The organism is Planctopirus hydrillae, assembly GCF_001707835.1.
Taxonomy (GTDB): Bacteria; Planctomycetota; Planctomycetia; order Planctomycetales; family Planctomycetaceae; genus Planctopirus; species Planctopirus hydrillae.
Window position 1 is genome coordinate 122,398 of record NZ_LYDR01000158.1, and the last position, 24,041, is coordinate 146,438.

18 protein-coding genes are annotated in these 24,041 nt (G+C 53.0%); 14 read left to right on the forward strand and 4 right to left on the reverse strand.

Annotation, left to right across the window (positions count from 1 at the left end):
• Positions 1-5 precede the first annotated feature (5 nt).
• Positions 6-599, reverse strand: a complete 594-nt coding sequence (locus A6X21_RS22260) for a phosphoesterase (protein WP_013110451.1) — start codon at positions 597-599, stop codon at positions 6-8.
• 76 nt (positions 600-675) lie between these two features.
• Entirely contained in the window at positions 676-1,497 is an 822-nt protein-coding gene (trpC, locus tag A6X21_RS22265) for an indole-3-glycerol phosphate synthase TrpC (protein ID WP_068853016.1), read from the reverse strand.
• An 83-nt stretch (positions 1,498-1,580) separates the two neighbouring features.
• Here trpC and A6X21_RS22270 point away from each other — a divergent pair, with 83 nt between their 5' ends.
• From A6X21_RS22270 to ybiA, 4 genes are all read left to right on the forward strand, one after another.
• Positions 1,581-2,558: a CPBP family intramembrane glutamic endopeptidase gene (locus A6X21_RS22270; RefSeq protein WP_068853018.1), complete on the forward strand. Its 978-nt coding sequence runs from the start codon at positions 1,581-1,583 to the stop codon at positions 2,556-2,558.
• 127 nt (positions 2,559-2,685) lie between these two features.
• Positions 2,686-3,930 (forward strand): tyrosine--tRNA ligase, encoded by a 1,245-nt coding sequence (gene tyrS, locus A6X21_RS22275; protein WP_068853409.1) that lies wholly within the window; start codon positions 2,686-2,688, stop codon positions 3,928-3,930.
• A 63-nt stretch (positions 3,931-3,993) separates the two neighbouring features.
• Positions 3,994-5,073, forward strand: a complete 1,080-nt coding sequence (locus A6X21_RS22280; protein WP_068853020.1) for a Gfo/Idh/MocA family protein — start codon at positions 3,994-3,996, stop codon at positions 5,071-5,073.
• A gap of 78 nt (positions 5,074-5,151) precedes the next feature.
• Positions 5,152-5,706, forward strand: a complete 555-nt coding sequence (ybiA, locus tag A6X21_RS22285; RefSeq protein WP_068853028.1) for a riboflavin biosynthesis intermediates N-glycosidase — start codon at positions 5,152-5,154, stop codon at positions 5,704-5,706.
• A 51-nt stretch (positions 5,707-5,757) separates the two neighbouring features.
• On the opposite strand, the gene topA is transcribed toward ybiA, so the two are convergent.
• Complete coding sequence (gene topA / locus A6X21_RS22290; RefSeq protein ID WP_068853030.1) at positions 5,758-8,442, reverse strand: type I DNA topoisomerase; 2,685 nt, start codon at positions 8,440-8,442, stop codon at positions 5,758-5,760.
• Between the two features lie 345 nt (positions 8,443-8,787).
• On the opposite strand from topA, the gene A6X21_RS22295 reads away from it, so the two are divergent.
• The 10 genes from A6X21_RS22295 (at position 8,788) to A6X21_RS22340 (ending at position 23,520) form a co-directional block, all read left to right on the forward strand.
• Complete coding sequence (locus tag A6X21_RS22295; RefSeq protein WP_068853032.1) at positions 8,788-11,529, forward strand: hypothetical protein; 2,742 nt, start codon at positions 8,788-8,790, stop codon at positions 11,527-11,529.
• Between the two features lie 228 nt (positions 11,530-11,757).
• On the forward strand, positions 11,758-12,543 hold the full coding sequence (locus A6X21_RS22300; protein ID WP_068853033.1) for an ABC transporter ATP-binding protein: 786 nt from the start codon (positions 11,758-11,760) through the stop codon (positions 12,541-12,543).
• A 137-nt stretch (positions 12,544-12,680) separates the two neighbouring features.
• Positions 12,681-15,356 (forward strand): Gldg family protein, encoded by a 2,676-nt coding sequence (locus A6X21_RS22305; protein WP_068853034.1) that lies wholly within the window; start codon positions 12,681-12,683, stop codon positions 15,354-15,356.
• A gap of 208 nt (positions 15,357-15,564) precedes the next feature.
• A complete protein-coding gene (locus tag A6X21_RS22310) occupies positions 15,565-17,205 on the forward strand; it encodes a DUF4340 domain-containing protein (protein ID WP_068853035.1) in 1,641 nt (546 codons plus the stop codon).
• 284 nt (positions 17,206-17,489) lie between these two features.
• Positions 17,490-18,002: a thioredoxin family protein gene (locus A6X21_RS22315; protein WP_068853036.1), complete on the forward strand. Its 513-nt coding sequence runs from the start codon at positions 17,490-17,492 to the stop codon at positions 18,000-18,002.
• A gap of 93 nt (positions 18,003-18,095) precedes the next feature.
• Positions 18,096-20,006 (forward strand): hypothetical protein, encoded by a 1,911-nt coding sequence (locus A6X21_RS22320; RefSeq protein WP_131818499.1) that lies wholly within the window; start codon positions 18,096-18,098, stop codon positions 20,004-20,006.
• A 333-nt stretch (positions 20,007-20,339) separates the two neighbouring features.
• Positions 20,340-21,662: a tRNA (N(6)-L-threonylcarbamoyladenosine(37)-C(2))-methylthiotransferase MtaB gene (mtaB, locus tag A6X21_RS22325; protein WP_068853038.1), complete on the forward strand. Its 1,323-nt coding sequence runs from the start codon at positions 20,340-20,342 to the stop codon at positions 21,660-21,662.
• A gap of 74 nt (positions 21,663-21,736) precedes the next feature.
• A complete protein-coding gene (locus tag A6X21_RS22330; protein ID WP_013110465.1) occupies positions 21,737-22,111 on the forward strand; it encodes an STAS domain-containing protein in 375 nt (124 codons plus the stop codon).
• A 92-nt stretch (positions 22,112-22,203) separates the two neighbouring features.
• Entirely contained in the window at positions 22,204-22,914 is a 711-nt protein-coding gene (tmk, locus tag A6X21_RS22335; RefSeq protein WP_068853039.1) for a dTMP kinase, read from the forward strand.
• Positions 22,915-23,019: 105 nt separating this feature from the next.
• A complete protein-coding gene (locus A6X21_RS22340) occupies positions 23,020-23,520 on the forward strand; it encodes a hypothetical protein (protein ID WP_068853041.1) in 501 nt (166 codons plus the stop codon).
• Positions 23,521-23,588: 68 nt separating this feature from the next.
• On the opposite strand, the gene A6X21_RS22345 is transcribed toward A6X21_RS22340, so the two are convergent.
• Positions 23,589-24,017 (reverse strand): FHA domain-containing protein, encoded by a 429-nt coding sequence (locus A6X21_RS22345; RefSeq protein WP_068853045.1) that lies wholly within the window; start codon positions 24,015-24,017, stop codon positions 23,589-23,591.
• Between the last annotated feature and the right edge of the window lie 24 nt (positions 24,018-24,041).

Consider the following 24,041-nt stretch of genomic DNA (forward strand, 5'->3'; position numbering starts at 1 on the left):
CGGAGTCAGACTTTCGCGAACAAAGACTTGAGACAAATCTGCGACCAGGTCTCAAAATCTTCAATTTCAGCAACCAGTTGTGACGGCGGGGCAAATCCTGACTCTAAGATCGACTCTTCCCGTGGGCGAACTTTTGCCGCTTCTAACTCAAAAACGTGGACAATCCCCAAATGGACGCGTCCCACATCGCTGGAGTCGTCGTTAATCAGTCCCACGCAACGCTCTTTAAATCCTGTCTCCAGAAAGACTTCCTCTTCAATTTCCCGCTCCATTGCCGGTCCATAACGCCGCTCTCCTCCCGCCGGATCTGTCGACGAGATATGCCCGCCAATTCCGATCGATCGCTTCTTATGCAGCCTGCCCTCTCCCCCCTTGCTACCACGGCGATAATAAAAGATCTCGCCACCATGTGTAAAAATACAGTAAGGAATCAGTTGTTTCAGGGAAGGATCGGTTTCGACGGCACTCCTTGGCTCATACCGCGTATGAGCAGGATTCAGCAGCTCTGCCAGATACTTGTCTGTCTCCGCACAGAAACCTTCAAAGTGACCCAGATCGTGGAAAATCTTCGTGGGGACGACCAGCACATGCTCTTCCAAAACATTCTCCAGTTTTGAACTCTGTCGAGGGGGGGATGTCCATCAGTTCGATGGAGTTAAAGCGGGTTCTCTGCTGTTATTCGATGACTGCATGGCGGGATTGAGGCTTCATTAAAGCCTCGACCGCCGCTCCGACATCCGGCTGTTTCATCAAAGATTCGCCGACGAGAATGGCCCGCGCACCAGCCAGCTTCAAGCGATCCACGTCAGTCCGGGTGCGAATACCACTTTCTCCTACCAGCAGCACTTCCGCAGGAATTCTGGCTGCCAGTCGTTCTGTCTGCTGCAGGTCAGTCACCATCGTTTTCAAGTTACGATTATTGATTCCGACCAACTTTGAGCCAATCGAGAGGACTCGATCCAGGTGCTCTTCATCATGCAGTTCAATAAGAGTATCCAGGCCAAGTTCTGTCGCCTTGCCGAAAAGCTCCTCCATCAGCGATTGAGAAAGGCATTCAGCAATCAGCAGAATCGCATCGGCTCCCGCCACTCGCGCTTCAAGAATCTGATAAGGATCAATCACAAATTCTTTTCGCAACAGCGGAACATCGACGGCTCGCCGTATCTGCTTCAGATAGTCCAACGAACCTTGAAAAAAACGTTCGTCAGTCAAGACACTCAGGCAGGTGGCACCATGTTGAACATACGTCTTTGCCAGAGCGACGGGATCAAAGTCTGCACGGATCAATCCCGCCGATGGACTGGCTTTTTTGACTTCGGCAATCAAGGCAATATCTTCAGCCTGCTCAATGGCCCGGGCAAACCCACGGGTGGCTGGCAAATCTGCCACTTGTGCCGAAAGCTCGACCGCTGAAACCCGACTTTTCGCCAGCTTTACTTCATCTCGCTTGTGTTCAACAATTTCATCGAGGACATTTTTACTGGTTGATGTCGTCAATCGATTTCTCCCTGTCTGATTTCAAACAGCAATATAACGGCCTTTTCCCCCTTTGTGGTATCTACTTGAATGGAATCCCGACAATGAATAGCACCATTGCCAGCGGGATTTTCATATCTGTCCTTGTGGGGATTTTTGGAGGTTGCCTCGCCAGCACCATCTGGAGTCTGGCCGCTTTTCTTGACCGCAATATCGCCAGCCCGATTCCCAAACGCCAGATGAGCGATCAGGAGGCTGCATGGCCCGCATTGGCAACATGGTTGGCCTGCAGTTGGATTCTTTTGTCACTGCTCTTACCTGCCATGCTGCATGTGATCAGTCCCGCACCAAAATCTGCTGCCGAATTCACCATGAACCAGGTTCTCTTTCTGGTTGCACAGAACACGATCATCATGCTGTTTCTGCTACTGGCCATTGATCCCAGGCGATTTCGCGCAGTCGGTATCATCAGCCCGGAACCAGTTCAGGATTTGATTTCGGCTCTGTGGGCCACGCCGCTGATGCTCACTGGTGCGGCGATTCTGCGAATTTCTTTAAGCCCGTGGATCAAGCCCGAAGACAGCCATCCGATTCTCAAAATGCTTTCGTTCGATTCTCCGTGGATCAACATCGTACTGCTGCTGTTGACGGCTGCGATTGTGGCACCTTTGTTTGAAGAACTTTTATTCCGAGTCATCCTTCAAGGCTGGCTCACTCGTCTTTTGGGACGGAACTGGTCCATTCCCATCGTGGCGATTGCGTTTGCGGCAGTTCATGGCTGGCCAGATGCAGTGCCACTGCTGCTGGTTGGTTTCATGCTGGGAATCCTTTTTGACCGCAGAAGAAGCTGGCTATCGGTCGTGGCGCTACACTCATTTTTCAATGCCACCATGTTGATCATGCAGGTTCTGGCAGTGAATGCGACTCAACCGGCTGCTCCCGAAAAATCTCCAGTCCCTGAGCAACAGAATCCACCGATCTCTGCACCTGAAGCCATCGGAGTTTCCGTTTTTCAAAAAGCCGGTTTCACACTCGAACACAATTCTTCGGATCAAGTTTCAATGAACGTCAGGACTTCTTGAGTTGCACTCGAAGTGCGAGGTCGTCACCTTGACGAGCTTGCCTGTATTCTCTTAAGAACCATTTTTGATATTGATGGATTATGGCCTTGACCGGCCCGTTCCTGTCGTTCGAATGATCGAGGTTTTCATGTCCGACTCTCAGCCCGCCCTGGCCTTTCCCCCGGTTGAAGATCAATTAAAGGTGATCTTGCGGGGAGTCGAGAAAGTGGTTCCCGAAGAGGAACTGGCTCGCAAGTTGGCAAAAAGCCGAGAAACAGGTCGTCCGCTGCGAATCAAGTACGGCATCGACCCCACGGGGATTGATGTTCATCTGGGGCATACCGTGCCTTTGAGAAAACTGAGACAGTTCCAGGAACTGGGTCATCAGGCTGTGCTGATCATTGGCAACTTCACCGCTATGGTGGGTGACCCCAGTGGACGCGACCAGGCCCGGGCCAAACGTCTCTCAGCCGAAGAAGTCGAAGCCAACGCGACAGATTATCTGAAGCAGGTGGGCAAAGTCATCGATCTCTCGAAAACCGAAATTCACCGCAATGGCGAATGGTTCTCGAAGATGACTTTTGCCGATATCCTCACGCTGTGCAGCAAGGTCACTGTCGCTCAGCTCTTAACCCGCGATGACTTTGCCAAACGCTATGCCAGCCAGTCACCCATTTTCCTGCACGAATGCCTCTACCCGGTGATGCAGGCATGGGATTCGGTCGAGATCAAGTCCGATATCGAACTGGGCGGCACCGAGCAGCTTTACAGCTTTATGCTGGCTCGTGATCTGCAACGTGACCAGCAGCTTGAACAGCAGTTAGGGGTGATGTCCCCCATTCTGGTGGGGCTCGATGGCAAAAGGCGCATGGGCAAGAGCCTGGGGAATTACATCGGCATTGCTGAGTCACCACTGGCCATGATGAAAAAGTTCATGCAGATTCCCGATGAAGTCATGCCCATGTACTTCGAACTGCTGACGAATATCCCACTCGATGAAGTTCAACAGCTTTTGGCAGGCCATCCCAAACTGGCCAAACAACGCCTCGCCAGAGAAGTCATTGCCCAATACCATACCTCGACAGCCGGCGATGAAGCGATTCAGCAATGGGAAGCGGAAGTCAGTGCCGGTGCCCTCCCTGCTGATATTGAGCAGGTCACGCTCGAAGCTTCCCTGATAACTAACGGAACAGTGACGGCTGCAATCCTTTTCAAACAGGCGGGGCTGTGCCCGACAACTTCCGATGCGAGGCGGCTGATCAGCCAGGGAGGAGCCTATTTTGGAGACGATCTCCAGGTGATCAGTTCTCATGACCAGGCGATCCCCATCACGAATGGTCTGCTTCTCAAAGCCGGCAAAAAACGTTACGCCAGGCTTAAACTCCCCAGTTGAAATTGCTTCAACATTCGATCTCAACGATATCTCACTGCTTCCAACTTTTGATTGAAATCCACTATGTCTCAAATCGGTTTTGGCATTATTGGATGTGGCATGATTGCCCATTTCCACGCGAAAGCGATCAAGTCGATTCGCGGAGCAAGCCTCAAGGCCTGCTACAACTCCACTCCGTCCAAGGCGGTTTCGTTTGCAGAAGAGCATGGTGGAGTCGCTTGCAGCACAATTGAGGAACTACTCTCTCGCCCGGATGTCGATATCGTCTGTGTCTGTACTCCCAGTGGTGCTCACTTAGAACCCGCTGTGGCTGCCGCCAATGCCAAAAAGCATGTGGTCGTGGAAAAGCCCCTCGAAATCAGCCTCAAGCGCTGCGATGCCATTATCGAGGCGTGCACTCGAAACAATGTCCAGTTATGTGCCATCTTCCCTTCACGTTTCAGCCCCGCCAATCTCGCCTTGAAACAGGCGATTGATGAAGGCCGCTTTGGACGTCTGACTCTTGGCGATACCTACGTCAAATGGTGGCGCAGCCAGGAGTACTACGACAGCGGTGCCTGGCGCGGGACCTGGGCACTTGATGGCGGCGGAGCGTACATGAATCAGGCGATTCATAATGTCGATCTGCTGTACTGGCTGATGGGAGATGTCGATACCGTCAGTGGGATCACCTCGACACTGGCCCACGACCGCATCGAGGTAGAAGACGTGGGCGTGGCGACTCTCAAATTCAAAAATGGTGCCCTCGGCGTCATTGAAGCGACAACCAGTGCCTGGCCCGGTCTGCTCAAACGCACGGAAATCCACGGCACTACGGGTTCCGCGATCATCGAGCAGGATCAGATCACTCTCTGGAATTTCGCCAAACCCAAAGCGAAGGATGCAGCGCTTCTGGAAAAGTATGGGAAAAACTCAGCGATTTCAGGCGGTGCCAGTGACCCCAAGGCGATCAGTTTTCAAAACCATGCTGAGCAGCTCAAAGATTTCATCGCTGCCATCAAGACCGGGCGTACGCCGAAAGTGACCGGTGCCGAGGGCCGAAAATCTGTCGAAATGATTCTCGCCATTTACCAATCCTCCTGGAGCGGAAAACAGGTGCAGCTACCTCTCGCGAAAGATCCCAGGCGACCTGCAAAGAAGTAATCATCAGGCCACTCTGGGATTGATCACTGTGTCACTAGAGAACCACCACTCCCCTGCCCTCATTCAGAAACAATCTTCATGCGAGATATTCATGAACTGCGGCAGAAACATGCGAGTGGTGCAGCCATCGAGTTTCTCTATTTCTGGGGGCATACTCCTCCTGAAAATGGCGAAGTGAATCACTCCTGCCTCAGCCAGTGGTTCCCCGCTCCCTTCACCATCGATGGTGTCGTCTATCCGACGGCTGAACATTGGATGATGGCCTCCAAAGCCCGACTCTTTGGTGATTTTGCCACTCTGGCAGAGATCCGGGCCGCTGTTAGTCCGAAAGACGCCAAGGCCGCTGGCCGAAAAGTCCGCGACTTTGATGAAGCCCGCTGGGAGGCCCACCGATTTCGCTTCGTCGTCGATGGCAACTGGGCCAAGTTCACCCAGAACCACACGCTGCGCCAGTACCTTCTGGGGACTGGCACGAAAGTTCTGGTTGAAGCAAGCCCCACTGATCACATCTGGGGAATCGGCCTTACCGAACAAGAGGCTCGAAACTCTTCCCCAGAGCATTGGCCAGGCCTGAATCTCCTGGGCTTTGCTCTGATGGATGTTCGCGAACAGATCTCGGAATTCACCTTCTGAATCCGATGAACCTGATTCTGAAGCTCTGTTTTTGAAGGAAGAAGTACGGGCTCAGGAAACAGACTTCTTTGTGGCTTTCTTAGCGGCCTTCTTTCGGGTTGTCGCTTTCTTGGGCGTGGTCATTGCTGCCGAAGTAGCCGCCTTTTTCACAGCCGCTTTCTTGGTGGTCTTCTTTCCGCCACGTCGCCCGGTACTGCCACCTTTAGCCACCCGTTCATCCAGCAGACGGACAGCTTCTTCTAACGTCACCGAATCGAGTTCGCGCTCTTTGGGAATGGTCGCGTTGGTTTTGCCATGCTTGATGTAAGGGCCATACTTCCCTTCAAAGATCTGGACAGGATCTCCATCGACCGGATGGGCACCCAGTTCTTTGAGAGGTGCCACCGGTACTCGAACTCGCGCCTGTGCCAGCAGTTCCAGCGCCCGCTCCATCGTCATCTGCAGAATGTCGTCCGTCTTGTCGAGCGATTTGTATGTCTTGTCGTGATGCACATAAGGGCCATACATGCCGATCCCGGCTTTGACCACCTTGCCAGTTTCGGGATGTGGCCCCAAGGTCTTCGGGAGCTTCATGTATTCGAGAGCATCTTCGAGTTTGACGGTCGAAACATCGCGCGTTTTCGGAATCGAAACACGGCGGGGCTTTTCGCCATCTTTCATTTCCCCCAGTTGCAGGTAAGGCCCGAATGGCCCGATCAGCAAAAAGATGGGCTGCCCACTTTCCGGATCAATCCCCAGTGACTGAGGCCCTTGGCTTTTCTGGGTAATCAGCTTTTCGGCCAGTTCGTTTGTCAGATCGGCTGGAGCGATATCATCGGGAATGGTCGCGGTAACTGGCTGACCTTCGCGCTCCCCTTCAAAGAATGCTCCAAATTTTCCCAGGCGAACTTTGGCATTCACTCCATCAATATCGAGAGTGCAGGCTTCGCGAGGATCAATCCCTGCTTCGTTCTGCTTGACCTGCTCATCAAGGCCAGTTTCACCTGAGTAAAACGACTTCAAATAGGGCAGACGCTCTGCCTGACCATTCGCAATATCGTCGAGATCCTGCTCCATGCGGGCGGTAAACTGCAGGTCGACCAGCCGTGAGAAGTTTTTCTCCAGCAACTTTGTGACGGCCATGGCCGTAAAGGTCGGAACAAGCTGGTTGCCTTGTTTGCGAACATAGCCTCGATCCTGAATCGTCCCGATAATCGAAGCGTAAGTACTGGGACGGCCAATCCCTTCTTCTTCAAGTGTTTTGACCAGCGTCGCTTCTGTGTAACGGGCCGGAGGCTTGGTTTCGTGTGCCAGAGCCTGCACCTCTTGACACGTCAGCTTTTGCCCCTTCTCCATGGGAGGAAGTGCTGCTTCCGAATCTTCGAGTGCTCCTTCGGGATCATCACTTCCCTCAACATAGGCCCGGAAGAAACCAGCAAATTCGACGTGCCGACCGGTCGCTCGGAATTCCACGTCGAGGGTGCCGATCGTCACCGTCTGAAATCGAAGCTGGGCTTCTGCCATCTGTGTCGCGACGGTGCGCTTCCAGATCATGGCATAGAGTGCCCCTTCCCGACCATTGAGGCTCAATTCTTCGGCGGTTTTCATCTCGACACCCGCCGGACGAATGGCCTCGTGAGCCTCCTGAGCCGACTTGGATTTCGTCGTGTATTGACGAACTTCCGGGTGCAGAAACTCCTGGCCGTATCGATTTGTCACGCAGGCACGGGAGGCGGAGATCGCCTCTTGTGAAAGGCTGACGCTATCGGTACGCATGTAGGTGATAAAGCCGTTTTCATAGAGCCGCTGTGCAATCTGCATGGTCTCGCGAGCACTTAGACCCAGTTTGCGGTTGGCCTCCTGCTGCAAAGTACTGGTGGTGAATGGCGGGTAAGGTTTGCGCGTCTGCAGCCTGGTTTCGACATTACTGACAACCCAGTCGTGGCTCTCTTCCAGCTTTTTCTGAAGTGCCTTTGACTGGGCTTCATCCAGCAGCAATACGTCGGCATCGGTTTTCAGTCGCCCGGTTGATTCATCGAAATCCCGTCCCTGAGCCACGCGCCGGCCGCCGACGGTCGCCAGCGCAGCGTCGAAACGGGCGGCACTTGCTGTTGCTAATGCCGCCTTGAGATCCCAGTAGCTCCCTTTACGAAAAGCCAGCCGCTCCATCTCTCGTCTGACAAGCACACGCACTGCCACCGATTGAACACGTCCGGCAGATAATCTCGGAGCCACTTTTTTCCAGAGGAGCGGACTGAGCCGGTACCCATACAAGCGATCGACGACTCGCCGAGTTTCCTGGGCTTCGACAAGATTCTGGTCGAGTTCGCGGGTGTTACGAATCGCCTTTTGAATGGCGTCTTTGGTGATTTCTGAAAAAACCATGCGGCTGACAGGGACTTTCGGCTCCAGGAGCTTCATCAAATGCCAGCCAATGCTCTCTCCCTCGCGGTCTTCGTCGGTTGCCAGAATGAGCTCTGAACAAGTCTTCAGTGCATCTTTCAACTCTTTGACGGTTTTCTTTTTGTCTTTGGGTACAACATAAACAGGCTCGAACTGCTGGTCGATGTTGACACCCAGAGTCGCCCACTGCTCTTTTTTGAGTTCTGCGGGGACTTCGGCTGCTCCGGAAGGCAGATCACGCACATGCCCCATACTGGCCAGAACAATATAGTCCTTCCCCAGATACTCGCCGATTTTGCGAGCTTTTGCGGGAGATTCAACGATCACCAGAGCTTTGTGCTGCTTTGCTGCCACGGAGAGTACCTGATGAAGTCTGGAACCAAGTCCACATTGAACTCCCTAGCTGGGAACCCCTTGCGGAGAATGACTGGTTGTCAAGAAACGCTGCTTAAGCCAGTCGTGGAACTTGTGCGGGTTATGCGGAAAGCTAGAATGCGTCCCTGTCTGCCATGCACTTAAACAGAAACAGACAAGGGAATTCGTTCCAAGGCATAAGGAATTGTTCCCGCAACTGTCAAGCGCTGACCACTGGGGTTGACGTAAAGGAAGACAAATTGCGGAATAGTTCGATTCTGAACAAATTATCACAGACACAAATCACAACTACGTTTGACTAAACATCAGGCAGAGGAAGCAAGAATGGCAGGATCGCCGTTTGATGTGTTTCGTCGCAATCAAAAAACATTCATGGTCGCAGTCACCTGCATGGCCATGTTTTCGTTCATATTCTTCGATCAGTCGACGATGGGAAGTGGCGAACTGCCCATTACATTGGCTGTCGCCCTGATGGCTCTCATTTGCGGCGGTGGCATGTGGTTCGTCGGTGCCCAGCGCGGCAAAGGAACGGAATACGGCTTAGGTGGTGCTGCAGTGGGTGCGATCTGTGCCCTCATCGGGTTGACCACAGTGCGCGGCGATGTCCCCATGGTCACCACCACACTCCGCAGTTACACCGAAAGCGACCTGGTGACCGCTCGCCGCAATCGCATAATTGCCGAACAGTTTGTCCAGACAGTCGTCGATCCAGTCTATCGACAGAAGAATGCAGCCGAGTTTGAAAATGGTTACTTCGGGTCACTCGATCCTGCGGACCTCGTGCTTAAGGATGTTTTTCTGGCCGAGGCCAAGCAGCAGAATATCGTGCTCGATGATGCGGCAGTCGATCGCTTCATTCGGCGCATAACGGATGAAAAACTGAGTGCCGAAGACTTCCGCAAAGTCATTCGACGTCTGAACATCGACGAGAGCCGACTGTTCGAAGTGATCAAAAGCGAGCTGACCGCAAATCTGGCAGCCCGCCTGTTGCGGCCACCAGTCGCTCGCCAGGGTGTTGTCACCACTCTCACGCCCACACCAGATCAGTATTGGACTGAGTTTGAGAAGCTCAATCTCAAGGAAGAGCTGCGCGTTGCGGCACTCCCAGTCGTGGCTTTTGTCGGCGATCTTCCCGAACCGACCAATGCCGAACTCACTGCATTCTTCAATAAATATAAGGACAAGTTCCCGACACCCACCGGGACACCAGGATTTCTGCAGCCTCCCAAAGTCTCACTCGGTTCATTGGCCGCCGATTTTGAAGTCTTCGAGAATGAAGTTGTCCGCCCGACAGAAGACGAATTGCGACTCTTCTACGAGCAGAATAAGCCTCGCTTCAGGGCTCGCAATCTGCCGAATGACATGCCCGCGACTGGGACTTCTCCAGCAGATGGCACCACACCGGCCGCAGACGCAGCCAGTGCACTGAACCCTGCCAACAGCAGTCAGCCTGCCACCGAAGGCGCGCCTGCCGAAAAGCCTGCCGCAACTCCAGAATCCCCAGCTCCTGAGAAAAAATCGGAGCCGGAAACGAAAGCAGAGCCTGCAAAAGAGTCACCTGCTCCTGCCGGGACAACAGAATCGACTCCTCCATCACCCACCACCCCATCACCAACGGAACCTGCTGCCCCCGCACCGGCAAGTCCCACAGTACCAGAAATCAAGCCCAGCCCAGAACCTGATCCTCTGGCCGCTGTCATGCAAGAATCGGTTGCTGCACCTGTGGTTCAAGAGGGGAACTCAGCTCCTTCATCAACTCCTGAGGCGGCTCCTGCAACTACACCGGCAAAGCCTGATGCACCCGCCAAAACCGAGGCCACTCCCGAGCAGCCAGCGACTCCTGAACAACCTCCTGCCACGGGAACGGCTACCCCGCCAGCAGCGAATGGTCCATCCACCTCGCCGCTGATGATTGACCCGGCTCTGCCAGCAGGAACTGTGCTCGATAATCTTCCCGGGACAGTCGCCAAAGATGCGATTCAGCCCTTCGAAGATGTCCGGAATCAAATCGAAGAAATGATTCTCAAAGAACGCGCCTTCGCGGCCATGCGAGCGGCGATCAGCAATGCGTCCAGCGAAATTGAAGCCGCCTTGAGGCTCTACCCGACACCTGTCGAAGGCGACAAAGTCGATGAAGCCAAACGCACCAGTGCCATGGCCGAGATCGCCACAAAAGTTAAAGAAATCGCCGGCAAGCACAAACTCAAATACGAAGAGACATCTCATCTCTCGGAAATGGAACTGCGTGCAAAAACCGCGGGCCACATCGGTGTCGCTCTCGAAACAACTCTGGATCGAAATCCAAACCAGCAGCCAGTTCCCGTCCACACAGCGGCCTTCAGGATCGATCCTTTCCGATCTCGATTTGCCGAGGATCGCCTGGTGAACCGTGACTTCATCTACTGGGTGATCGAACGCAAGCCTTCAAGAGTGCCCGAACTCTCTGATGGCCCGGTCAAGGACATGGTTGTGGAAGCCTGGAAGCGAGAAAAAGCTCGTGAACTCGCCGAGAAACGCGCCTCGGAACTGGTCAAGCTGGCTAAAGAGAGCAACAAGCCACTGGCTGATCTTGTGAAAGATCAAACCATTACCGGCAAGCCAGAGTCACCAGTCATCACTCTGAGAGATACCAATGCGTTCTCCTGGATGACAGTCGATTCGAGCAATCCTCAGATGAGTTTCTTCAAGGCTTTCCTGCGACCGGCTCTTTCGAACGTTACGGGAGTGACCGGAGCCGGGAATGATTTCATGAAGACAGTTTTCCAGGATCTCCAGCCTGGTCAGGTCGGTGCTGCTCTCAATCAGGATCGATCCATCGTTTATCTGGTGGAAGTCACCAAGCGAGCCGGCCTGCCCGATTCGGGACTGACTTCATTGGAAGAACTCCGCACAGAGTATCTGGCGACATCCTTTATTCCGGAAAAGTCACCGTTTAACTTGCCCACGACGTATCAATATCTGACCGAAGGTCAGAGCATGGAACTGCAGCAAAGGTGGTTTGACGAATTGCGAAGTCGCTTCGATGTCAAATTCAGTGATGGCGAAGTGGAATTCATTGAAGAGTAACCATCCCGAAAGAGTTCTCTTAAGAGTTCTCTGGCCATGCGAATCTTCTCTGAAAGTGATTCTGCCTGCTCAGGATCAACTGTCAGTCTGATTGTTGCAACGTGTTTTGCTTCGGTTGTCATTCTGGCAGAACGCATTGAACTGGCCTTTCGGCCTGATCGTCTGCAGTAACAAACGAAGTCAAAATTTGAGTCTAAGGCACGATTGTCATCCAGAAGGATATCACTCATGGTGACATTTGCGGAAAATCAACCCTCGTCGAAAGCGGCCTCGCAGTCCACAACGACTGGTCGACCGATGATTGAGGCCCGTGGCCTCAGCAAGTTTTACGGCCACTTCGCAGCCGTCAGAGACGTTTCGTTTTCGGTTCCCGTGGGGCAGGTTTGCGCATTTCTCGGGCCTAACGGTGCCGGTAAATCGACAACCATGAAGATGCTCACTGGCTATCTGGCCCCCACCGAAGGCTCAGCATTTCTCGCTGGCCATTGTATGGAGACAGATCGTCTGGCAGCGGCTCCGCTTTTAGGTTATCTCCCGGAGAACGGGCCGCTTTATCTGGAGATGACACCTGAGTCGATGCTGCGTTTTGCAGGTCAGACACGCGGTATGTCCGCCTCATTACTGCAGAGTCGTCTGGAGTATGTGGCGAACCGCTGCTCATTGACTTCTGTCTGGCGAAAACCAATTTCCAAGCTTTCCAAAGGTTATCGACAGCGCGTCGGTATGGCTCAGGCCCTGCTCCATGATCCACAAGTTCTCATTCTGGATGAGCCGACCAGTGGACTTGATCCCAATCAGACGCATGATGTTCGCGAACTGATTCTCAGTCTGGCCAAAACCAAAACGATCCTCCTTTCAACGCATATTCTGACGGAAGTGACAGCCGTCTGTTCTCATGTGGTGCTGATCAATGAAGGACGGCTGGTCTTTAACGGCTCACTATCAGAAATGGTCGCAAATGCCGAAATGGAAACTCGTTTTCGCCAATTGACCGTCGGTGGACGCACCCCTTAAGACGCGTCTCAAATGACTCTGTGAGTTGCTGACGATCAATGTGTTTCTTCGATGTCGTAGGGTCTTCAAATCGGGTGGCTTCACGGAATCTTCCAATCAGGTGACTGCCCGAATTCGAGCTGAGGGAACTGGCAACTATGCTTCGGTCTCATGTCATTTTTTCCATTTTCCAGCGCAACTTCTGGAGCTATTTTTCGGGAGCCATTGGCTATCTGTTTATTATGGTCTTTGTCTCGGCGGGTGCCTGGTTCGCCTTCCGGGAGGAGTTTTTTACCTATAATCAGGCCAATCTGGCTCAACTGAATCTCTACTTTCCCCAACTGTTACTGTTCGTGGTTCCTGCCATTACCATGAGTGTCTGGTCGGAAGAACGTAAGCTCGGGACCGATGAACTTCTCTTTACCTTGCCCGTCTCGGATATCGAAGTTCTGCTCGGTAAGTATCTGGCAGTGATTGGGGTCTATTCCGTCACGTTGATTTTTTCACTGACGCACTGCCTCGTGCTGCTGATGATTGGAAATCCGGATATCTGGCAACTGTCTGCCAATTATCTCGGTTTCTGGCTGGCCGGATGTGCTCTGCTCAGTGCTGGTATGCTCGCCTCTTACCTGACGAGCAGTGCGACAGTCGCCTTCATCATCGGTCTGGTGCTGTGCCTGCCTGCCGTTTTCATCATGAATGTCCCGATTCCTGCCCCGTTTTCGTCACTCTTTGGAAACGAACTTTCACTCGAAACATTCGGGATTCGATATCACTTTCAGCCGTTTGGCAACGGAATTGTCCGCTTCTCATCGCTCGTCTACTTTGGCTCATTCACCATTCTCATGCTCTACATCAACCGTGTCTTGATCGGATATCGACACTGGTCCGGAGGCAAGAATGGTTCTGCAATGGGCTGGCAATATCTGATTCGAACGGTCTCATTGGCAGTCGCCTTGATATCGCTCAACCTGATTCTGGCGAATGCCAACTTTGCCTTCGATTTCACCCAGGAAAAACTTTACACCATCAGTCCGACCACGCGTCAGACATTGACCTCGATCAATACTGACCGGCCCGTCACGATCCAGGCATTTATCAGTCGGCAAGTCCCACGCGAATATGCATCTGTCCGTACTTCATTGATTGGGCTTCTGGGCCAGTACGCACAGATTGGTCGAGGAAAACTTTCCGTTCGCATTGTCGATGTTGAACCCTTCAGTGAAGCCGCCGAAGAAGCCAAGGCGTTTGGCATCGAAGCCCGCAAGGTTCAATCCGAACGTGGTGGTCGCATTCAGATGGAAGATGTCTATCTGGGTGCAGTGATCAACAGTGGTGCCAATGAAGTGGTGATCCCGTTCTTTGATGTCGCACTTCCCATTGAGTACGAACTGACGCGTTCCATCCAGACAGTCTCAGAAGAGAAACGAAAGACAGTCGGTATTCTGGAAACAGATGCCAAACTGATGGGTGGTTTCGACATGCAATCGTTCCGGAATTCGCCCGAATGGCGGATCGTCACGGAACTCAAAAAGCAATACAACGTCGAATCGGTTTCACCCGCTGCGGCGATCGACGACAAAAAATACGATGTCCTGATTGCAGTGCTCCCTTCTTCGCTTTCGACACCCGATATGGGGAATCTCGTCGATTATGTTCGCAAAGGGCGACCCACGCTCATTTTTGACGATCCGATTCCCGCGACCAATGTCGAACTGGCACCTCGCCAGCCGAGACCTCGCGCAGGAGGAATGATGGGTGGCATGTCACCTCCAGGCGAACCCAAGGCCGATGGTGGTAAAGCGACCTCTCTGGTCAACCTGCTGGGGATTCAATGGAATTATGACGAGGTCGTGTTTGACAATACGATCAAGGTGCTGCACCCCGAGTTCTCCGACGTGGTTCGCCCGGAAATCGTGGCCATCAGCACGAAGAGTGGCGTCAAGAACGCCTTCTCGATGACCAGTCCGGTCACCAGCGGCCTGCAGGAAGTCCTGCTGTTTTTCTCGGGCACAATTCGTAAGCGTGATAAAGCCAATGTCAAGGTCACCCCTTTGATGCAGACGGGACCCGATTCCGGATTGATTGGCTGGGCTGATCTGGTGCGACCCGGGTTCTTTGGCGGCGGATTGCAGATTGTGGAGGATCCCCCCCGCATTAAGGATGAGTATTCCCATATCGTCGCATGCCGGATTGAGGGTGATACCGCTGCTGGCGGTCCGCCTGTGAATGTGATTTACGTGGCGGATACTGACCTGATTGCTGACTGGTTTTTCCAGGTTCGCGAACGCCGTCTGCTGAATCTTGATCTCGATAACGTGACTTTCGTGCTGAATGCTGTTGATCTGCTCGCTGACGACCAGACCTTTATTGATCTGCGCAAACGCCGTGCGAAAGCTCGCACATTGACAGCCGTCGAGCGGCAGACAGCTCCTTTCGTCAAGCAACGCTCCGACGAGCAGCAAAAAGCGAACGAAGAGGCGAAGCAGGCACTCGATCAGGCAAAAGAACGCCTGAAAGCTGAAGTCGAAAAGATCCGCAAGGATGATTCGCTCGATGATATTGCGAAGCTGCAGGCGCTCTCCATTGCTCAGGAAAGCGAAACGCGGAAAGTCCAGGTGGCTGAAAGTAATATCGAACAGTTGAAACAGCAGAAGCTGGAAAAAAATCAGCGACAAACGGACCGACAGATTCGTGTGGTCGAGCAGAATTTCTTCCTCGCTGCATTTCTGCTCGCTCCAATCCCCCCCGCAATCCTCGGTCTGCTCGTATTACTGATCAGGCTTCGCAACGAACAGAATGACATCACCCCCTCGCGTCGGATCAAGTCGTAAAGCATCTTTCGCATGGGTTGATCAAAACAAAGCATTCCTCGACCTGGTTTGAAAAACTTTCCACATGAAGTTTTGCAGTTCACTCCAGGTCGAGAAACATCTGGAAATCAACAGAGGCAAAAAACCTCTCATTCCGTCAAGAATTTCACATCGACAGCCAACTGCTGAAATCCCCATTGAAGTCAGTTTGTCTGAATAGGTCATCACTATGCGAGAAACACAGCGAACTCTTATTTTTGCCGGTGTGGCTTTAGTCGCACTGGTGGCCGCACTTTTCGCTGGGCCATCAACTCCCAAGCCCCCAAAGGATTTCGACTCGGTCGGTAAAGAATTCTTCCCGGAATTCACGAACGCCTCGGAGGCAAAATCTCTGGAGGTTGTCTCTTATGATAAGGACACCGCTGAGGCCCGAGTCTTTGCTGTCGACTTCAAAGATGGCGTCTGGAGAATTCCTTCGAGGCACAACTATCCGGCTGACGGTAAAGACCGCCTCGCGAAAACCGCTGTGTCCATGTCGGGCATCAAGCGCGAGAAGTTGATCAGTCGGCAGCCCTCTCAATATGGTGACTTCGATGTGATCGACCCGCTCTCCGAAGATACAACTCAACTGACAGGTCGCGGGCAGCGAATCACCCTCAAAGACGCAAATGGGAAAGTTCTGGCCTCCTATGTGATTGGTAAAGCTGTTCCCGGCCACAACGGCCAGTTTTACATTCGTCCACTCGACTCCAATGACAAGAATGTCTATGCAGCCAAGCTGAACATCAATCTCTCAACTCGATTTGCCGATTGGATTGAGCCTGACCTGCTCAAACTTGAAGCGAATAACATCAAAACCATTATCATCGATAAGTACACAGTGGATGAGAATCGTGGTCGTTTGATGGGCCGCGAGACGAATCAACTGACACGAGAGAAGCCGACTGATCCCTGGGTCATGACAGGTCTTGATCCTTCCAAAGAGGAAGTGAATGAGACCGAAATGAAAAAGCTGGTCGATGGTCTCGACAATCTGAAAATTGTCGGTGTTCGCCCCAAGCCGGCGAGACTCAGTCGCGATCTGAAGTTTGACAAAGGCATTGCCATCGACCCAGCCACTCAAATGGATTTACTGTCCAGTGGCTTCTTCCCTGTCAAATCGGAAGACGGCGCCTCCGAGATCTATTCCAAAGAAGGTGATCTCGTCGCGATGACTGACGAGGGTGTGGTTTATGTCCTGCGGTTTGGCAATGTTTTTAATGGAACCGAAGAGGAAGTGGAATTTGGCTTCGCCAATCGAGACGAATCCAAAGAGACCGACGCGAAGAAGGCCGATGAGAATTCGCAGGATCCCAAAACGAGTCAACCAAGCAGTACCGATCCTGCCAAAGCGAAGAATCGTTACCTGTTTGTGATGGCACAATTTAACCCTGAAGCCTTAGGGCCAAAGCCCGCACCGCCCGTTGAACCTAAACCGTTTGTCATGCCGGAGGGTGTAAAACCTGCGGATTCCGCCGCGACAGGCGATGGCCCAGCCAGTGCCACCGCTCCAGCCAATACGACCTTAAGTGCTGATGACATCGCCGCTGCCCAAAAAGCCGCTGCCGAAGCACAGGCCCGTTTTATGGAAGAGACTCGCAAGTACAAGGACGAGCTGCAGGAATGGGAAACGAAGAAAATGTTTGGCGAAAAACAGGTCAAGCAGCTCAATCAGCGTTTTGCGGATTGGTACTATGTGATCAGTTCTGACAGTTTCGACGCGTTGCAGCAGGGGCGTAAAACACTCATTCAACCCAAAAAAGCTGAAGAAACCACCGGTCAACCTGCCGCTCCAACCCCACCGGGAATCACTTTTCCAGGGGCTCCATAAACCTTCCCGTGGTTGAGATTTGTCAGCCTGCTGGCAGAAACAGTCAATACTGGCAGTTTATGAGCACGAAAACTCTCAATGGTTCACCGATGTGTTGTGTACCAGCCACGGATAACCGGCGAGTCGATGTCGATTGAATCCTCGCAAGTGTCAACGCGACAGAAGGTTATGGCGAATCGGTAGAGCTTTGCCAGCAAAAATTGCCAGTCGAGTGATTCGCCAAAATTGAAGATAGTGCGATTGGCAGTTGTGCCGATATTTCCCCAAGTGAGGGCTGGCGACTGATGCTGGTCGGGTGTGCCCTCATTTTTGGGGGCCAAAGCATGTATCGCCGGACATTCCTGCAGGCATTTCTCAGCACTTGTGCAGCACAACCTTTGTTGAGCCAGTTATTGATGGCTTCCGAGACCTCGAAGGTCAACTGGTTTACTGCACTCAAACCAGCCCATCAGCAGGCCCTTTCGAGGCAAAAGCCCCTGCTGATTATCTTTGGTGCGAGCTGGTGTGGATTCTGCCATAAACTTGAGAAGGAAACCCTTGGGGATAAACGGCTTGCGCAGTTTGTGATGCGCGAGTTTGTGCCCGTCAAACTCGATTTTGACAAGGACGATAAAGCGGCCAAGATTCTCGATGTCGAAGCCCTCCCGGCAACCGTCGTGATCAATACGGAGGCTGAACTTCTCGCTCGCTCCACAGGATTTCATGAGCCCGACAAGTACGCGGAAATCCTGCAATCAGCCATTCGTCGGCAATCAGAAATCCTGCAGGCCCGGCATACACAAACCCGCCCTTCATGAAAAATCTTACTCAAGTCCCGTTTACTGCGATATTTCGGTCGTAGTCACCCACATCACATTTGCGGTTCGGAGCCGCTTATGGGATGATCTTGTTTGCCGTGGCAAGCAGTCCGGTTTGAGCGCAGCGTCCTGCGTTCCTGTGATCGCTTCCGGCATATCAATGGACTGCGAGAAGATATGACGAACCCGCCAAAACGCCCTTTGGCCCACGATGATGACTCCTGGGGCAAACTTGCTTCTGATTTGTTCGGTATTGAGTTCGGTGTCGATGATGAACTGGATCTGCCAGATCCTGACGAATTGAACGAATCGATCCCCACAGCCGCAACTCTTCCTCAGGAAGAGCCCCTCATTGAAGCGCCGTCTGTCACCGACCTGCCCGCACCGGCCTCACCGGCTCCCGCTCGGCGAAAGAAAGTGGTCGACGACGCGTTTGGAAGCGATCTGTTCGACTCCGATATCGAGGAAGAGGCCGAAGAGTTTGAAGCTGTGGCTGAGGTTCGGGAAGTGAGTCCAGCCAGACCTGCACCCCGTGCTCCTCAAAAACCGGCTGTCACCAAGGAAACAACCAGTCGCGTCGAGACCACCCCTAGTGAGCTTGACGAGGAAGAACTTGAAGACGCTCCTTCAACCGATGAATTCCCCATGACGATCGCCGAACAGGGCGATGACTACTGGGATGCCCTCGAAAGCTGGAACTGGGACGAACCGCAAGGCAAATCCCGCGATTCCCGCCCAAAAGATCTGCTTAAGACTCTCGAAGCGGAAGTTGCGAGGAATTCTCGCCAGGCACGTGAACTCGCGGATCCCCATGCGGCTGAGAAGAGAGGTCGCCGTTCTGCCTCCAGAGAGACCGCAGGAGAATCTGAGCGGAGTGGTCGCACATCCTCATCGGCAGCTTCTGGAGAAAGACGGTCTGAAAGAAAGTCTGGCACTCGCGAAGGGACTCCACATGAACGGAGACCCCGATCGGCTGAAGCTCATTCCGGGGCTGCTGATTCAAGTTCAGGAGCACCGCGATCCAAGGCCCCTCGCGACGATTCGTATTCTGCATCCAGTCAACCACGCCAGAGGCGAGTTGCGGATGAACGACTTCCAACAACGGAACGTGCCGCTTATCAGTCCGCCAATGATGACGAATTTGGGTCAGGCTTGAGTGAGTCCGCAGGAACTTCTGATCGATCTCCATCGCGCCGCCCTCCTCGACCGGTTTCACAACCACGACGACCAGTTCCCGCTGAAGCTCTGGCAGAAGATGATGAACTGGATGATGTGACTGAAATCGATGATGTCGCCTTCGTCGCAGAATCTTCTGAACATTCAGAGGAAGGTGAAGTTCGCCGTCGCCGTCGCCGCCGCCGCCGTCGTCGTCCAGGGAATCGACCTGGCGAAACAGCTCGCGATCCTCTGGTTGCCGAAGAGTTTGGCACAGACAGTGACGAACTCGAAGAACATCTTGAAGACAGTCGCGCTCTCGATCCTGATGAACCCGAGTTGGAGCTCTCCGACCGCGAACGACCTGCACCACGAGCAGAGAAAAGCTCTGCGGATAAACCGGCAAGGGATCGTTCACGACGCGAGCGTAGTCCCCGCAGAACGGCAGATGAACGGACTGATCGACCAGCCAGGCCACCCCGTGCAGAATCTGCCCGTAGCGAATCGCCTCGAGTCAAAAAAGAAAATGAGTCAGTGATCGGTGATCGGGACAACGAGTTTGTTGATGAGCCCAGGCACAGGTCACGTCGGCCGGTGAGTGACGAGAACTATACAGAACGTTCTCCACGCGACCTCGAAGTTCCTCCATCCAGGCGACCGGTGGCGACCGTTTCACAAACTGTTGATGAAGCGACGCACGATCCAGTCACTCCTGCCAACTACGACGATATTCCCACCTGGGAAGAAGCGATCGGGATGCTCGTCAAAACACCAGCATCCACTGACGGAGATCGCTCCTCGAGGCCGCGCCGGGACGATCATCGGCGAGGTGACAGATATCGCAGTTAAATCCGGTGACCGCCGCCGAACATGGAGTCACCGTTGGACGTAGGTCACACCTAAGTGAGGCTGGCCGCTCATCTGCTGAGCGGCTGTCTCAGTTGGACTGCGACTTCCAGCCGGTAAAGGTTGCTGATCAGTAACGGCATTAGCGAGCAAAATTGGCCCGATGGTGCGGATTAATGCATCGCATCCTGTTTTGTACGAGGTTCGGCTGCCTGCACAATCAAGCTCTGCGTCTTGACAGCGATTGACATTGCCAGAAGGTCTTTCAAGCCAATACCAGGGTTTCGTCTATAATTGGTTGGAAATTTCGTCGCTCATCAGGATTCTCTGCTGCCAATGTCGTCTGTCGAACCGAATTCCGCTGGCACTCCTTCGCGAACTTGCCGCCTCGTGACTCTTGGCTGCAAGGTGAATCAGTACGAGACACAACTTGTCAAGGAAGCACTGGCCAGGCACGGGTATCGCGAAGTCAATGAGGACGAGATTGCCGACCTGTGCTTCGTGAATACCTGCACTGTCACCGCCAATGGTGAATCCCGATCGCGTCAAGTCGTCCGCCAGTTGGCGAAATCGAATCCAGGGACACGAACGATTGTTGTGGGTTGTGGTGCGACGAGATCGCCGGAGTCGTTTCGCCAACTTCCCTCAGTGCATGAGGTCGTCACTGATCGCCGCGAATTGCCCGATGTTCTCCAGCGATTTGGAGTGGTTGAATTTCCGCGAGGGATCGAACGGTTTGAGGGACGCAAGCGGGCTTATGTGAAAGTTCAGGATGGATGTGCTCTGCGCTGCACTTACTGCATTATTCCCCAGGTGCGTCCTCATTTGATCAGTCGCGAACCCGAAGATATCGAGCGGGAAGTTCGCAAACTGATTGCCAATGGATATCAGGAAATCGTCCTGACGGGTGTCCACATCGGCCACTACGGAGTTGATCTCAGGAGGAGAACACCCGGTGCTCCCCGCATCAGGCTCTGGCACCTGATTGACCGCCTCGACAAGATCCCTGGTCACTGGAGAATGCGTCTATCGAGCATTGAAGCCGCTGAAATGACAGAAGAATTCATCAGCTCTGTCAGTAATGCCGAACATCTCTGTCCTCAGTTTCACCCCGCCCTGCAAAGTGGCTCGAATGCTGTGCTGTCACGCATGAGAAGACGCTATACCCGAGAAAAATTCATCGACATTGTCGATCAACTCAAGGAAGCGTTGCCGCAACCGGGTTTTTCGACCGATGTCATTGTGGGCTTTCCCGGTGAAACCGACGAAGAGTTTGCAGAAACTCTCGATGTCTGTCGCAACGTCGGATTCACAAAAATTCATGCCTTTTCCTTCAGTGCCCGAGAAGGAACACCCGCCGCTACATTCCCGAACCGTGTCCATGGGCATGTCATCGATGCTCGGATCAAGGCACTCGAAGATCTCGAACTGCAACTGGTGCAATCCTTTGGAGAAAATCTGAAGGGCTCCAGAATTGAGGTGATGGTCGAGTCCATGCATCCCGACCATCCGGATTTAGTCGTTGGTACCGACGAGCGCTATTGTCCCGTTATCCTCGCGGGAAGTATTTCCGACTTAGGACAATTGAGAGAAACATTGGTGATTGGCGTGCGGCAGGGTATGCTCTTGGGCGAGGGGTCCGAAGTCTGGCATGTGTAACAGACGCCAGTCCTCTGCTGTCCAAATCGAGATTGTCTCTTGTTGTGAATTCAGGCCGGGCGAAGGTGGTTCGAATGAGTCAACCTGAGTTTCAAGCAAGTTTTTTTGACCTGCAGCCTAATGGTGATGTGCTTGTCGCCACCATTAGCCGCAAGTTATTGACTGAGGACGAAAACCTCGAACAGATGTCGCAGGAACTACTGTCCTTAATCGATACATTTAACTGTCGTAAACTTGTGGTCAGCCTGGAACGTGTCACCTTTGTGACCAGTGCAGCTCTTGGAAAATTGATCACGCTTCATCGGCGTCTTCATCGTAAAGATGGCCGTATGGTCCTGGCAGCCGCCAATGGTGGAGTTGCCGATGTGCTGAAACTGAGTCGCCTGCAGGATTACTTCCTGATGGCAATCGATGTTCCTTCGGGAATCAGCCAGTTGCAGGCCACCTGACGAGTTGCAGCAACGAGGACGATCCTCGATATTCTCCCATCGAAAGATTTTCGAATGGTAGAAACAGCTCCATAAAGAAGGCGGTTGTCCTGGTGGTTCTCGAACATCGTCCGCATTCATCTTCCGGGTTACTGATTGTCATTGAAGGAATCGACGGTGCGGGGAAAGGAACCCAGACCAGACTCCTCCACGAACGTCTCATGTCATCGTCACGAGATGTTTTTACGCTGAGCTTTCCGCGTTACGAAAGCACATTTTTCGGACAGCGCGTGGCCGATTTTCTCAATGGGAAATTTGGTACTCTGGAGCAGGTTCACCCGTTTCTGGCGGCAATGCTCTATGCTGGCGATCGCTTCGAAAGTCGAGGACTTCTTCAATCGGCGTTGAACGAGGGCAAGATCGTACTTTGTGATCGATACATCCCTTCGAATCTGGCTCATCAACTCACCAAGGCCCAGCCGGAGTTGCGAGCCGAAATGCAGCAGTGGATTGAGCACGTTGAATATCACCTTTATCAGATGCCCAGGCCCGATCTGGTTGTCCTACTGGATACCACTGCGGAAACTGCGACAACACTGATTGATCGCAAGCAGGCGAGGGATTACACGACATCGAAGGCCGATCTTCATGAGGCCGATCAGCATTATCTGGAACGCGTACTGATTGAGTATCGAAATCTGGCAGCGAATAACCCACTCTGGCATGTCGTCCCCTGCCTCCAGAATTCGATTCTCCGTTCTCAGACAGAAATCGCTGAGGAAATCTACACGTTCGTAGAATCGTTCATCTCCAGGCGGATTTAATCTGGTTAGAGTTCGATCCCGCTGAAGTCAAAACTGGAACCATCGTCGGCATATCATATTGAACCTGTTTGCCTGCTGAGTGAACGAAAGGAAGGTGGCAAATTCATGGACGAGATGGAAGCTTCGATCGCCGCAGCGTCATCCACTTTCGTTCCCCTGTCAGGTTTGGCAACGCATTCGAAAAGAGAAGTTTCTGACGTCACTGATTTTGTCAGTCTGGTAGAATCCCGAAAGCATTGGATTCAGCACGTATTGCGGCCCTGGTGCCGCTTTGCCTCTGTTGCCGAACTTCGGCTCGCCGCTTTGAATTGGGGCGATCTCGCCGGGCAGATCTCGCCAGACGCCACCTTATGGCCCTGGGCCTGGGAGCGTTTTGAAGGCGTGATTCATACGGAACTTGGCTTTGATGAATCTCGCCAGTGGAATGTTTCGCTTCGTAATGGGAGCGAGATTTCGGGTTACATCAATGGTCGATTGAGCCGTGATGAGCAGATCGTTCTGGTCTATCGCGACTGTCACTCGCAGGAATTAACGACCACTTCGCCGATCAGTCTCGATGAGATTTCTTCGATCAGGCCGCTCGGACCTCATCCACGCAGCGAGTAAATCCCATCACTCGAAAGAATAGAAGTCAGCCTGTTGACGCACATGGGGTGTGAATCAGACATCTCTGGCTACTCTTCAATCAGCTTGACATCACTGCGAGATGGCGCGTTCGCTGGAAGTGGTGTTTCTGGAGAGAGCCTTAACCGATCCTCAGGAATGGCGACGGGGATGACCTCGGTATGTGCTTCCTGCTGATGGACCACGGGATCAGCTGGCCCCATGGTGACGCGGAATTTTTCACTGGCCAGTGAAAGTTCATCCCCCGGTAAAAGTGCGCCCCTGACAACCCGCTGACCATTAACCTTCGTGCCATTCGTACTTCCCAGATCGCGGATGAACAGCAATCCGTCAGTCCGGACAATGAGACAGTGCAGTTTGGAAATACTGCTTTTATCAATAAAGACATCGCACAGATCTTCCTGACGGCCGATCAGCGTAATGTCTCGCGTGATAGGAATCACAGGGCCACCTTTGAGTGGCGTCAATTCTGCCTTCATAAGCTCGTCTCGCTGTAAGGATGC

Excerpts from the sequence above, each read along its gene's own strand:
- A6X21_RS22295 (WP_068853032.1), top strand. The coding sequence starts at position 8,788 with ATGGCAGGATCGCCGTTTGATGTGTTTCGTCGCAATCAAAAAACATTC.
- A6X21_RS22315 (WP_068853036.1), top strand. The coding sequence starts at position 17,490 with ATGCTGGTCGGGTGTGCCCTCATTTTTGGGGGCCAAAGCATGTATCGC.
- A6X21_RS22330 (WP_013110465.1), top strand. The coding sequence starts at position 21,737 with ATGAGTCAACCTGAGTTTCAAGCAAGTTTTTTTGACCTGCAGCCTAAT.
- ybiA (WP_068853028.1), top strand. The coding sequence starts at position 5,152 with ATGCGAGATATTCATGAACTGCGGCAGAAACATGCGAGTGGTGCAGCC.
- mtaB (WP_068853038.1), top strand. The coding sequence starts at position 20,340 with ATGTCGTCTGTCGAACCGAATTCCGCTGGCACTCCTTCGCGAACTTGC.
- A6X21_RS22345 (WP_068853045.1), bottom strand. The coding sequence starts at position 24,017 with ATGAAGGCAGAATTGACGCCACTCAAAGGTGGCCCTGTGATTCCTATC.
- A6X21_RS22340 (WP_068853041.1), top strand. The coding sequence starts at position 23,020 with ATGGACGAGATGGAAGCTTCGATCGCCGCAGCGTCATCCACTTTCGTT.
- tyrS (WP_068853409.1), top strand. The coding sequence starts at position 2,686 with ATGTCCGACTCTCAGCCCGCCCTGGCCTTTCCCCCGGTTGAAGATCAA.
- A6X21_RS22305 (WP_068853034.1), top strand. The coding sequence starts at position 12,681 with ATGCTTCGGTCTCATGTCATTTTTTCCATTTTCCAGCGCAACTTCTGG.
- A6X21_RS22280 (WP_068853020.1), top strand. The coding sequence starts at position 3,994 with ATGTCTCAAATCGGTTTTGGCATTATTGGATGTGGCATGATTGCCCAT.
- A6X21_RS22300 (WP_068853033.1), top strand. The coding sequence starts at position 11,758 with ATGGTGACATTTGCGGAAAATCAACCCTCGTCGAAAGCGGCCTCGCAG.
- A6X21_RS22310 (WP_068853035.1), top strand. The coding sequence starts at position 15,565 with ATGCGAGAAACACAGCGAACTCTTATTTTTGCCGGTGTGGCTTTAGTC.
- A6X21_RS22270 (WP_068853018.1), top strand. The coding sequence starts at position 1,581 with ATGAATAGCACCATTGCCAGCGGGATTTTCATATCTGTCCTTGTGGGG.